We start from the raw sequence: 12,579 nt of genomic DNA on the forward strand, positions 1-12,579 counted from the left end.
ATGAAAATTGCATATATATGTACAGAAAAATTACCATCTCCCGCAATTAAAGGTGGAGCAATTCAAATGATGATTGATGGGGTGTCCCCCTATATAAGTCAAGATTATGAACTTACTATTTTCTCTATTTCAGATCCAAGTCTTCCAAATCAAAAAACACAAGACAATGTCAATTACGTGTATGTGCCTCAAAAAGATTATGAACAGCATGTTATAAGAACACTTCAAACCAATACCTTTGATATTATACATGTCTTTAATCGTCCTAAAAATATACCTCTATATAAACAAGCTTCTCCACACAGTAAATTTGTATTAGGCCTTCATAACGATATGTTTGCTGAACATAAACTATCTATTTGTGAAGGCAATCTTATTATTGAAATGGTTACCGCCATTGTGACTGTTAGTAACTATATTAAACAAACAGTGATTGAGAGGTTTCCACAAGCTGAAGAAAAGATTTCTATTGTCTACTCTGGTGTTAATTTAAAACAATCTCCCTCCATCTGGACACCAACAGGACAAAAGATAAGAAATGCATTTCGTACAAAATACGGTATCCAAGATAAAAAAGTGATTCTATTTGTTGGCCGATTATGTAAAAATAAAGGTCCAGACTTGCTCATTCAAGCTATGAAAAAGATTATTCAAACGCATAAAGATACGGTACTTGTAATTGTTGGTGGTAAATGGTTTAGTGATAACCGAGTAAATAAATATGTTAAAAAGCTATATAGAATGGCTAGGCCAATTAAAGAACACGTAATTTTCACCAAATTTATTCCTGCAGATCAAATTCATAATATATTTCTAATGGGGGATATATTTATATGTAGCTCACAATGGAACGAACCATTGGCACGTGTTCATTATGAAGCAATGGCTGCTGGAATCCCAATTATTACAACAAACCGTGGGGGAAATGCAGAAGTTATAACAGATGAATATAACGGCTGCCTAGTAAAACAATATGATAATCCAATGGAGTTTGCCAGACTTGTCCAGGCTTTGTTATCTCAACGAGAATTTGCACAATGGATTGCTGAAAACGGAAGAAAAATTGTGGAGGAAAACTTTACATTTAAGCATACAGCAAAAAAACTAGATCAGGTATATAAACAAGTAGCAGAATCTACTAATCAGCCTGCTAGAAATCTAATACGCCCTCTCAAAATTCTAATTGTTTAAACTGCCCAGTATTTAACGTTCTGATGGGCTATTTGAATTGAGGAATTCCTAAATACAGAAACTTAACGGTTTCTAACTAATTAAACTATTCCTGTAGTTCCTAGGGGTAGGAGGTGGAGCGCTCTGTTGCTAAGATTCTGTCCTACATTAACTTCTCAATCGTAATATGTGTGCTAAAAGAAGCAAGAGTCTACTCAAGAAGATTTGGATTTTTAACGTTTTTATTTTGATCAAAACAATTCGAACATAACTAACTAGAAATAAACATTATTGATACAACTACAATTTTCTTCCCGTACCATTTTGCTTTTTATTGAGGAAACTCGGCAGAGCAAGAATGGTACGTTAATATTTTCTAAATTTCTTTATAAGTATGATTCCGCATAGCAAGGAAACGATTAAATGCAAAAAGGCTATAAACAATGATTCTCGCAATTCAGACTTTGTTTTTCCGATTCTTATAAATGCGAAAACTCCAAATGTTATTGATTAACATGGATTGCACCTCATCTTTATGTATGGTTCCTGTATTGTACAAAATAAGATAGACTAATGCTTGCCGATATTCAACCCCTTCCTAAATTTGATATTTCACATCTTTATATTTTTGAGGAGAGAGCCTTCTATCGAAAAAATAAATACGTGTGTTTGATATAAAAGATATATAAAGGTTGCCTATTATGTATATGTTAAAGAACAAAAAACGCTTGGAGAACCAAGCGTATTTTAGTGCTGATTATTTTACGCGTCTTCTTCTTCACCATCGTCATCATCGTCTTCATCATCGTCGTCTTCGTCTTCTTCGTCTTCTTCGTTTTCGCCTTCCTCGTCTTCTTCTTCCTCTTCTACCTCGTTTTCTACCTCGGCTTCCTCGTCTTCCTCGTCTGTAAAGATAACTTCTGTTTCATCAGCATATTGAATTTCAACCTCTACACCATTATGTGTACCAGATTGAATTATTTCAGCTAGAGATTTTAGAACTTCCTGTAAATCACCATCTGAATTCACACTAAAGCCATTCTCAACATCTAGTTTTATTTTTGCTCTCTTCACATCAGCCATTTACCTAACTCCTTCAATATAGATTTATATATACTATGTTGAAAGAATATGAAAAGATTAATCTATTTGCGGAAATTTCATTATTCATTTTCCTTAGCGCTCTTTACTAAGTTTGCTATCCATGGGCTTTTTAATGGATGATCGGGAGTAATAATTTTGACTTTTACTTTCGGCTTTTCTATTTGAGTTGGAACGACCTCATTTTGTTCCGTTTTTTGTTCTTCTATTTCTATTGAATTTTGAGTCTCTTCATCTTTTACTTCATCAATTATTGTAGTTTTTTGTGAGGATTTTTCATCTAGTTCTATTTTATTTTTCTTTTTCTTCCTCTTCTTCTTCTTCGTCGTCTTTCTCGTCTTCTGAATCTCTTCATCTTGTACTTCATTTTTCACTTCATCTTTTACTTCATCAATTATTGTAGTTTTTTGTGGAGACTTCTCTTCTAAATCTAGCAATCCGATTTTGGGTAACTCCTCTAATTCTATTTCCTTAATAATCTCTAAATTCTCTAGCACCGACGATTCATTTAGTACAATATTTTTTTGCTGTTCATACTCTGACAATTCCCACCCCATTGGCCCTGGTGGAGAAAACACAAATTTCTCTAAATCTAAAATAGGGATTACTATCTCTTCTTGTTCGGAACTCATTTTATTTCCCCCCGCTACTGCTCTTGATTTCTTGATAAATATCAGAAAAATTTTGTAAAAATTCTTCTTTAGAGTCTTCAAGTGCAATGATATTTTGCAATGCCCAAATATACTTTTCATCAGACCAAGAGCGCTTTTGTCCTAAATAGTATTTATGTGCAATTGCACAGAATAAGTGAGGGAACGATAAATCAGTCCAAAGAACACGAAATTGTTTTTCTGATAAGGAATTTTCCGAATCATATGCACTCAACATATGAATTGCTAAATTAGTATCCCAAACTGACATTTTTTTCATCACTTTATTTAAAATGATACGTAGATCCCTCACGGGTAAATCACTTGTAATAGAATGTAGCTCTTTCATAAACACAGCATCATCTATTTCTGCAAACCTTGCTAAAGTAAAATCTTGCTGACAAAAACTATTAGATGCAATAACTTCTTTTGTCCATTGGTCATAATATGGATCATCTATTTCTTGTAATGCTCTCTTACCACGTGCTAACATCTTATCGACGTACTCTAAAAACATCGTTGAAAATACATCATCTGGAAAGGAGAGTGCAATTCTTTTATTTCCTTCTAATTCTTGTAATTTCCATCTGTATAATTTATGCCATTTTCCTAATCGACTCCGAATTTTACTTTCTTGCATAGGAATATAGCCTTCTGATGCTTGATGAAATTTCCCTGCATATATGAGTACCTTTTCTAACTGTTCTTTATTGTAATATATGACTTCTTTCCCTTGATGCTTATCATATAGTACATATGCATACCCATCAGATCCAATACAAAAGCCCCCTCTTTTTGTTTTATTAATGTTTGTAATTGGTAATCCATTTTGAAGGAGATGTAAATGTGCTCCAGCAATAAATAGCATCCTTTTTGGATGCATATGTGCTTGCTTTAATATTTTTAATCCTTCTTCTGTTTCAACTTCCCACATTGTTCTCCCACTTCTGCTTGATTGTAAAATGATATTACTTACTTCAAATGGATAAAAACTAAGGACCTTTTTTAAATGTTCACTCTCTAATCCAGTTGTTTCTTCCAACTTTCATCACCCTCCTCTTAAATTTTATAAAACTTCCCCATACACTTTCATTAAATCCATAGCGACTCGGTTCCAATTAAATTCTTTTTCGACCTTCGCACGTCCATATTTCCCTATCTGTTTTCTTTTATTTTCGTTATTTAATAGATCAATTATCTTTTCTGCATATGCATCAGGATTCTCAAAGTCATTGACAATATATCCATTTTTCCCTTCTTCAATAACTTCAGGGTTACCGCCTCGATTACTTGTGATAATTGGTAAACCCGCTGCCATTGCTTCGTAATGCACTCTAGCAAGAGGCTCTTGCCACTGTGAAGAGCAAACAAAAATATCTGACATAGCATAAAGTGTTGAAATATCCTTTGGCTTAACAAATTTAATAAAGACTACATGTTCTGGAAACATTGCACCTAAGGTATATAAATGTTTTACATAATTATTTACATTGTTATCTCCAAACCATTTTGAACCAATAAAAACCATTACGATGTCTGGGTTCTTCTCAATTATTTTAGGAAGAGCTTGTAGCAAAATATGAGGACCTTTTACTTTGCTCAAGCGTCCAACAAACAAGACTATTTTTTTATTTTGTAAATTCAACTGTTTTTGCACATGATTTTTAACTTTTGTACCATTCGCGGTCCACGAAGGATAATATTCATTTACATCTACACCAGAATATACTGTTCTTGTCTTTGCTTTTGCAGTTTGAAAGCGTGAGGTAATTGTTTTTCCTATATAATCACTAACTGTTACAATTTTGGAAACAGCGGCAATACATGCTTCGCCCTCTTTATCACTTATCTTTTCGTATGCAAACATTTCATTATGCACACTTAATACGAATTTAGTCTGTGGTGCCGCCTCACGTAAAATTGTAATCCAATTGGGACGATTACATAAATGAACCACATCATATTTTTCCTGTTTCAAATGTTTAATAACATCAGGCAGATACTCCTCTTCTGGAAAACGTATATACCTTACACCTTTGTTTTTTTCTTCTGATTTTAAATTAGGATCTGTTATAGAAATAACTGTCACATTTTTTCCATTAGAAGCAATAATGGAAGCAACAGAATCTATATAAATTTGAATAGCTCCCCCCCGTACAGCTGGTACAGGTAGCTTTTCAGTGGATATTATCGCAATTTTCATTAAATCGCCTCCCTGTTTCATAAAATACAACTTTCTTCATATGTTACGAAGGAACCCTTATATTTGTGAGTTATCAAGCATTATTTCATCTTTTATAATTGAAGATAAATAGTACTTTTTCTTCTTAAAGGCAAATGGCTAGAGCAAAAATGGTCATGTACCATACAGTAATAAGAGAGTATAAAAGGATGGTGGTATATGTGGAGAATCATAATGAAGAAGCGGTGTATACATTATCGCCCGAAGAGGAGCAAAAATTAGTAGCATTGGCAGAGACAATGATTCAACATTGGGACATTCAAGCGACTACAATTGAATTAATACAAGGTGGACAACTAGCCTTAGTATGGAAAATTCATACTGCAGATGGACCATTTTGCTTAAAGAGAATTCATCGCCCTGAAAAAAAGGCTTTATTTTCTATTCACGCTCAAGATTATCTTGCAAAGAAAGGCATGCGTGTACCGAGCATAATTCCAAGCAAAGTGAATCAGTTATATACAAAACACGGTCCATTTTTATTTGTTGTTTATGAATGGATTGAGGGAAGACCATTTGAGCTTACAATGCAAGAAGACCTTGAAATGATTATGAAAGGGTTAGCGGATTTTCATGTAGCTTCTATTGGCTACAAACCGCCACCAGGCATACCCATCTTTACAAAACTGGGACGTTGGCCCAATCATTACATTAAAAGATTTCAACAGATGGAGATTTGGAAAACTTTATCCGCAACTATGCCGGATGACCCATTTTCACAATTGTACTTGACTGAAATCGATGCTTTCATTTCAGAAGCAAAACACACACACCAAAGACTATTGGAATCTGAATATACAAAATGGACTGATGAATTACAAGAATTCCCTAATTTATGTCATCAAGATTATGGAACAGGAAATTCCTTATTAGATCCAAGTAATCAAATTTGGGTAATTGATTTAGATACAGTTTCTTACGATCTTCCTATTCGAGACTTGCGTAAAATGATTATTCCTCTCCTAGATACAACTGGTGTTTGGAATGCAGATCAATTTCAAATTATGATTAACGCATATGAGTCAGTTTCTCCTTTAACAACTGAGCAGAAGAAAATTATGTTTATTGATATGTTATTTCCTTACGAATTGTATGATGTGATTCGTGAAAAATACGTCAGAAAATCACCATTACTTGCTGAAGAACTAGCTGGAGCTATGGAATATGAAAGGATAAAGTCAAAAGCTTTAAATATGTTAATAGAGGAATTTTAATACGCAATACAAACCGTTTCGGTGCAAAGGTCACTGTTATCTTTTCCGACAGAAGGCCGCTTCCTCAAAAATGCGAAGGCGTGAAACACCAATTTTAAGTTGAAGATAAATGCCGGTAGGCATAAGTCTACGTTTTTTCATTTTTACTAGAAGTAAGAATAAGAAGCCTTAATTGCGAGAACCATTGTTTGAAGTTGTTTTGTATTTAATCGTTTTCTTGCTATATGGAAGCATACTTATAAAAAGCAAGGAAAAGATTAACGTATCATTTTTTCACTGACGAGCTTACTCAATAAAAAAAGAAAATGGTATGGGAAGCAAAGATGTAGTTATATCAAAAACGTTTATTTTTAGTCAGCTATGTTCGAATTACATTTACCAAAATAAAGACGTTAAAAATCTTAATCTTCGTGAGTATAATTACCCTTCTTGTAGTACACATAACGATAGATATGTTAGCGTAGGACTAAATCTTAAAAACGAAGCTATCCCTCTTTTAACTCCAGGGATAGCTTAATTGATTAGAAACATTAGGGGATTAAGTGAAGATTGTTTCAGCAAAGTTCTGTAATGAGGATCAATAAAACTGACACGGACTGTTCAATTCAAAATTATAATACACTTCCAAACAAAATATGTACAAGCCAACTTTATTTAATGCATGCTCCTCTAAAAGGAGTCTGTAGAATAGCCCTTTCAATATAGTATTTTTAACAACTCTTTGAATGCAAATGAAAAGAGCATCCACAAATGTTAGATGCCCCTATATAAAGTATCAAAACACCCTTTTGATTTAAATGGAGTGATAAGAGGAATTGGATTTATATCAAATAATCTAAATTCTCGTTTACCATTATCAGAATTAAAACAAAACTGATACATCTATCCCCCTCCTATAATAAGTATGTATTATATAGTAAAAAAATTTTCAATTTATTATGCTCCTCGATCATCACTTACCGCTAAAATGCTACTAATTGCAACACTAATTTGGTTTGGATTTTCAAGACCCCCACCATTTGCATTACTTTCTACTTCAAAGCCTTCCCCATTATCACGACAAAGGATAACAAAATTTTCTCCAATCTATGTAATAAGGCCTTCTACGTGAAATGATGGTAAAAATAATACAACTCTCGCCCCAACCAATTGAAATGCTTGCAACAGAGTTAGAATTTCATTATTATCCATTCTCTATCACTTACCTTTACTTCTAATTTTGACACCTAACAATACAATTCAATTCAATTAACTTATTATTAGTTGTCAAAATAGAGTATGTTTAAAAGTAATAATTGAAATAGACAGGTTGGTAAAAACTTTTTATTAATAAATTATTATAATACGGTGTTTTAAAAATAATTCATAAAAAAGATCCCTATTAAACACGTTTTATATTTAAATAAAAAATCCACACCTAACTAGACTCATATGCTCACACCATCCTTTCTAGACGAGCATAAGATGTACTAACGAACGAAAGGGGGTAATTTTGATGGGTTTTGGTTTTGATGGAGGTTGTGATTTCAATAGATGTGATGATCGGAGAGATCATCATAGAGATCATCACCGAAAAGACGAAAACAATAGACAGGTGAATAATAATCCAGAGTTATTACAATTCTTAAGAACATTAACTCCTGGTACTTGTATTGTTCTTCAATATGATTGCCAACCACCTACAAGTGCAACATTCCAAGGTTTTCAAGGAAACAACGTAATCATTTTATCTGACTTTGATTGTTTCCCAGGATTGGCACGTATTGCAATTAATAAAATTAATGTAATCTCTATAAATTCACCTGATTGTAATCGTTTCTGTTGCAAGCGTAAGCATTGTAAAGAACATGATGAGCATGATCATAGAGATGATTATTAAAAATGAATGAATAGAAATACCTTTCCTTTAATTTTATAAGCCAATTTGCAGAAAAAACACCTATTACAAAATGAAGTGAACCCTGAAAACGGGACACCTATCAAAACACCTAAACCACTTGTTCCCTAAATTCTTTAGGGGATAGGTGGTTTAATTTTTCTTGAATTCGCACACAATTGTAGTAATGAATGTATTCTAGCACAATCTTTCGCACAGTTGTGTTGGATACTTTTGTTATCTCTTGTGAATAGAAGGCTTCACTTTTTAAATGACCAAAGAAGCTTTCCATGACGGCATTATCATGGCAATTTCCTCTCCGGGACATGCTGGTGATCATGCCGTTTTCTTTGGCATATGCTTGAAATTCCTTCGCTGTATAAATACTTCCTTGATCTGAGTGAAGAAGGACATCTTTTACTTTTCGCCCTCTCATTGCTTGTTTTAATGTCTTCATTGCTAATGGCAGTGCTTGGGACTCGCTGATGACATAACTAATAATTTCACGATTAAAGGCATCCATAATCGTTGATAAATACAAGGTACGCTCTCCAAATAATAGATACGTCACATCCGTAAACCACTTTTCATTTGGTGTGGATGCATCGAATTGGCGTTCCAATCGATGAGGGGCTACTACTGGCTCCGCACCACTGATATATTTCTTTTTCTTTCGACGAACTTTTGAGAGAATCTGATTTTGTCTCATGATTCGTAATACTTTTTTATGATTCACACACAGTCCCATTTTCCGAAGAGTTGCGGTCACTCTTCGATATCCATATCGTAATTTATGCCGAAGACAAACATCCTTTATTTTCTCTTCTATCTCATCTCTTAGGTCCACTGTTCGTTGTAACCAACGATAAAATGTAGACCGGGGTAATTCTAATACATTACACAATTCTTTTACCGTTAGTTTTGTTTTTAAATCGGTCCATAAAGTAACTACAGTTTCCGGGTTCAACTCCTTTCGATTTCCAGATACTTTCCCCATATCAGTAATTTTGTTTTTAACTGTTTATTTTCTAACCGTAGCTGTTCCAATTCATTTAGCTCTTTTGGCCCTTTTCCATAAGAATATTGTTTTCCTACAGGTTGTTGAAAACGGTACGTTTGACCGGTACGATACCACTTCATCCACGTCTTAATTTGGGAAACATTTTTAATTCCAAACTTCTCCATAATGGTCCGATTGGAATATCCATCCTTTTTCATTTCAATCACTTTCCACTTTATTTCTTCTGGGTAATGAACTCTTGTCTTCAAACCAAAAACACCTCCATTGAATTTGCATACTTAGTATGCGAATTCAGGAGGTGTTTTTTTCATGTACCACTATTCGGGTTCACTTCAAAAATAGGTGTTTTTTCTTTCCTAAATTTACTGAACTGAACGTAAATAACAAACCATTCCATATATCGGACATATACTATGGTAAGGTCGGCATCCAAATGACCCAAATAAATACCCATGCCAAGAAATAAAACTACAAAGTATTTCTTGGCACCTTTTACATAAAACAAATAAATTATTAAAAATGTACAAACCTAATTAAAAATTTACAAATATAATATATCCTACCTCTCTTATCATCTTAAAAAGGGATTTATTTTATATAAATCCCTTTTTAAGTATTTAAATACCTAATATAATCTATATAACATAATAATTCCTAAAAACAAAATAAGATAAGAGCCCTCCCCTCTTATCTTTTATTTATATTTATTTAAGGTGTTATTAACCTACGCGTCGAACACTAATAACATCTAAGCTTGTCACATTAAGAGTCCCAGCAGCATCTACCCAAATAAGAAATCCATCCTCTACACGAATAAAGACGCCTGTTCCATCAATCGCAGTTCCGCCTGAAAAAACTGTAATTCTGTCGCCTTCTCGTAAACCATCTAATCTTCTATTACCCACTTCGCTCACCTCCTCATGGTCCCTATTTCTTCGGTTTCTATTACATTCAACACATTTACATTATTTAAAATGCTATTAAACTACGCGCCGAACACTAATAACATCTAGGCTTGTCACATTAAGAGTCGCAGCAGCATCTACCCAAATAAGAAACCCATCCTCTACACGAATAAAGACGCCTGTTCCATCGATCGGACCTCCGCCTGAAAAAACTGTAATTCTGTCGCCTTCTCGTAAACCATCTAGTCTTCTATTACCCACTTCGCCCACCTCCTCATGGTCCCTATTTCTTCAATTTCTATTGCATTCAACACATTTACATTATTTAAAATGCTATTAACTTACACGTCGGACACTAATAACATCTAGGCTTGTCACATTAAGAGTTCCAGCAGCATCTACCCAAACAAGAAATCCATCCTCTACACGAATAAAGACGCCTGTTCCATCAATCGCAGTTCCGCCTGAAAAAACTGTAATTCTGTCACCTTCTCGTAAACCATTTAATCTTCTTCGCCCTTCAAGATTTCTCTGTTCTCTTACTTCCTCACGTCTTCTTCTTCGATTTCTATTACATACATCACATTCACATCTACGTTCAAAAGACATTTAACATACCCCCTTTTCCCTAAAAAATTTATTTGCATTATATAATATGAAAGAAATAAATTAATTGATTAGACTTACTTCCTCTATCAAACATCCAATTTACTAATTTTCCAAAAAAATTCACTAATTTTAACAATTGTACAAGCCATTTTGTATTACCTGCATACATTAACAATGAGATGATTAACATCTTACTATACTCCAAATCCCAAATTACCTGTTCGTTAGCTATCTTTAAAAAATAGAAAAAAGGTCAGTTTTCAACTGACCTTTTTTCTATTTTTTAAAGATATATATTTTGGAAATTAAACACCCCTTACTTATAAATACATATATTATATAGTGCTCCAACACACTACTAAATAAAACTCCACTAACAAAGAAAGAACTTATTTTCTATCTGTCAAGAATTTAGGTTCTTTTTTTACCGTTTAACATCTATTTATATAAATAATAAATTTTTAATTCCCTCCCATAATTTATGTAAGACTATCATTCAAAAATCACCAGTCCAAAAAGCGGCAGGTGAAAGGCTATTTTTCTAATTTCTATCATTATTTATTGTTTTCATTTGCTAAAATCTACAAAGATGTCAGAGTGTTGGAAAATCCTAAAGGGTTTTCCGACACTCTGAGAAAAGGACGCTTGTGAGAACGTCCTTTTTTATTCCTTTAGAAGGTAAGTTACCTTGTTTAAAATAGCTTCAATTTGTTGTGCATTTTTACTATACATTTCACTTGCCGTTTTTGATTTCGTTTCTAAAGAAAATAGTTCAAGATCAGCATGGCATTTTTTTAAAGATACTAATAATAAAGGTTTATTTTGAGGAGAATGCATTTGGAGTTTATCATTATAAATGTCGATAGTAAGTTGTCCATATGAATCAACTTGACCGAGAAAGACATTTTCAATGACAACACCGAGTTTTTCTAGTTCTGAATGTAACCAAGCGCGGTTATGCCCACTAGCTGAAAGAGGTTCATCTAGTACATTTCCGTCCATAATAATAGTTTGTGGTTCCTTTTTATTTGGTACTTTCAAGCCAATATCTTTTGCTGTTAATGGTTGAGATTCTTTCTTTAATAATACATTTAATTCTCCGCTTGGTTCTAAGACGGCAAATTCTACTTCGGATATACTAAAAGCTCCGTTTCCTCTGAGAAGTTCAAGTAATTCATCACTGGTATACTTTTCTTTCTTTAAATTATCCTCAAGTATTTTGCCATCCTTTATTAAAACTATAGACTTACCTTCAAAGAAATCTCTCGCGGCTTTGTTTTTTAAGGAAAGAATTCCTACGAAAAAAGGTACCGAAGCGAAAATAAGTATGGCAAAGACGCCATGGAAAATTTTTTGGTCTAGCCCTGTAGATACTTGAGCGGCGATACCACCAATTGTCATTCCAGCTATGTACTCGAAAAAGGAAAGTTGAGAGATTTGCCTTTTTCCTAAACATTTTGTAATAGTAAATAAAACAATTAATATGAATAGAGAGCGGAAAATGACAAGCGTCCATTCGGGTAGGTGAGACATAGTAATTTCCTCCAGTCTATTTAAAACCCTTTATATTGAGGTTCTTCACGTTCTAATACGGAAACTCTAGCCTTTAAATCAGCAATGCCTGTTTTTATATTTTTACTGGTTCCGTTGGAGGTACATTGTTATCACTAATTTAAACAAGTCATTTATTTAGTAAATCCCACCATAATTTTGGTATTTTTTTGCTTTATTAAAGAGGAGTTTGACCCCATTCAAAAATATTTTTTATCCTTAGTAATCTGATTAGCTAGC

Annotated in this window: 13 protein-coding genes and 3 pseudogenes; 5 read left to right on the forward strand and 11 right to left on the reverse strand. The window is 33.5% G+C overall.

Features of this window, described 5'->3' with window-relative positions; all coding sequences use genetic code 11:
- Positions 1 to 1,191, forward strand: coding sequence for a glycosyltransferase family 4 protein (locus tag MR143_RS26585; protein ID WP_000686385.1), 1,191 nt, complete (start codon positions 1 to 3; stop codon positions 1,189 to 1,191).
- 741 nt (positions 1,192 to 1,932) lie between these two features.
- Here the strand turns inward: MR143_RS26585 and MR143_RS26590 are convergent.
- The 4 genes from MR143_RS26590 to MR143_RS26605 all read right to left on the reverse strand — a co-directional run bounded on the left by MR143_RS26590 (position 1,933) and on the right by MR143_RS26605 (position 5,124).
- A complete protein-coding gene (locus MR143_RS26590) occupies positions 1,933 to 2,253 on the reverse strand; it encodes a hypothetical protein (protein ID WP_242281089.1) in 321 nt (106 codons plus the stop codon).
- 80 nt (positions 2,254 to 2,333) lie between these two features.
- Positions 2,334 to 2,903: a hypothetical protein gene (locus tag MR143_RS26595; protein ID WP_242281090.1), complete on the reverse strand. Its 570-nt coding sequence runs from the start codon at positions 2,901 to 2,903 to the stop codon at positions 2,334 to 2,336.
- A 1-nt stretch (position 2,904) separates the two neighbouring features.
- Positions 2,905 to 3,963 (reverse strand): spore coat putative kinase CotS, encoded by a 1,059-nt coding sequence (gene cotS, locus MR143_RS26600; RefSeq protein WP_242281091.1) that lies wholly within the window; start codon positions 3,961 to 3,963, stop codon positions 2,905 to 2,907.
- A gap of 24 nt (positions 3,964 to 3,987) precedes the next feature.
- Positions 3,988 to 5,124 carry a glycosyltransferase family 4 protein gene (locus MR143_RS26605; RefSeq protein WP_088349321.1) on the reverse strand — a complete coding sequence of 379 codons (1,137 nt, stop codon included), beginning with the start codon at positions 5,122 to 5,124 and terminating at the stop codon, positions 3,988 to 3,990.
- A 149-nt stretch (positions 5,125 to 5,273) separates the two neighbouring features.
- Here MR143_RS26605 and MR143_RS26610 point away from each other — a divergent pair, with 149 nt between their 5' ends.
- The 3 genes and pseudogenes from MR143_RS26610 to MR143_RS26615 all read left to right on the forward strand — a co-directional run.
- Positions 5,274 to 6,377 (forward strand): CotS family spore coat protein, encoded by a 1,104-nt coding sequence (locus MR143_RS26610; protein ID WP_002182058.1) that lies wholly within the window; start codon positions 5,274 to 5,276, stop codon positions 6,375 to 6,377.
- A 198-nt stretch (positions 6,378 to 6,575) separates the two neighbouring features.
- Positions 6,576 to 6,638, forward strand: a pseudogene (locus MR143_RS33560) (helix-turn-helix domain-containing protein); the annotation flags it as partial.
- Positions 6,639 to 6,659: 21 nt separating this feature from the next.
- A pseudogene (locus tag MR143_RS26615) lies at positions 6,660 to 6,894 on the forward strand (IS200/IS605 family element RNA-guided endonuclease TnpB); the annotation flags it as partial.
- A gap of 236 nt (positions 6,895 to 7,130) precedes the next feature.
- Here MR143_RS26615 and MR143_RS33065 read toward each other — a convergent pair.
- Complete coding sequence (locus tag MR143_RS33065) at positions 7,131 to 7,259, reverse strand: hypothetical protein (RefSeq protein ID WP_000284194.1); 129 nt, start codon at positions 7,257 to 7,259, stop codon at positions 7,131 to 7,133.
- 54 nt (positions 7,260 to 7,313) lie between these two features.
- Positions 7,314 to 7,568 (reverse strand): annotated as a pseudogene (locus tag MR143_RS26620) (hypothetical protein).
- 304 nt (positions 7,569 to 7,872) lie between these two features.
- Here MR143_RS26620 and MR143_RS26625 point away from each other — a divergent pair.
- Positions 7,873 to 8,256: a hypothetical protein gene (locus MR143_RS26625; RefSeq protein WP_061884956.1), complete on the forward strand. Its 384-nt coding sequence runs from the start codon at positions 7,873 to 7,875 to the stop codon at positions 8,254 to 8,256.
- A 109-nt stretch (positions 8,257 to 8,365) separates the two neighbouring features.
- Here MR143_RS26625 and MR143_RS26630 read toward each other — a convergent pair.
- From MR143_RS26630 to MR143_RS26650, 5 genes are all read right to left on the reverse strand, one after another.
- Positions 8,366 to 9,522 (reverse strand): IS3 family transposase gene (locus MR143_RS26630; RefSeq protein ID WP_242281092.1). Its coding sequence is split into 2 segments (ribosomal slippage): positions 8,366 to 9,273 and positions 9,273 to 9,522, totalling 1,158 coding nucleotides; the frame shifts between segments, so codons are not numbered across the junction.
- A 471-nt stretch (positions 9,523 to 9,993) separates the two neighbouring features.
- Positions 9,994 to 10,188, reverse strand: coding sequence for a hypothetical protein (locus tag MR143_RS26635; RefSeq protein ID WP_374221663.1), 195 nt, complete (start codon positions 10,186 to 10,188; stop codon positions 9,994 to 9,996).
- 66 nt (positions 10,189 to 10,254) lie between these two features.
- The gene (locus MR143_RS26640) at positions 10,255 to 10,449 is read right to left on the reverse strand and encodes a hypothetical protein (protein ID WP_003304047.1); all 195 of its coding nucleotides are present in this window, start codon (positions 10,447 to 10,449) and stop codon (positions 10,255 to 10,257) included.
- A 66-nt stretch (positions 10,450 to 10,515) separates the two neighbouring features.
- A complete protein-coding gene (locus tag MR143_RS26645; RefSeq protein WP_000007381.1) occupies positions 10,516 to 10,788 on the reverse strand; it encodes a hypothetical protein in 273 nt (90 codons plus the stop codon).
- 663 nt (positions 10,789 to 11,451) lie between these two features.
- Positions 11,452 to 12,321 (reverse strand): DUF421 domain-containing protein, encoded by an 870-nt coding sequence (locus MR143_RS26650; RefSeq protein ID WP_088349122.1) that lies wholly within the window; start codon positions 12,319 to 12,321, stop codon positions 11,452 to 11,454.
- Between the last annotated feature and the right edge of the window lie 258 nt (positions 12,322 to 12,579).

It is taken from the genome of Bacillus cereus group sp. BfR-BA-01347 (assembly GCF_022663835.1).
Lineage (GTDB): Bacteria > Bacillota > Bacilli > Bacillales > Bacillaceae_G > Bacillus_A > Bacillus_A thuringiensis_K.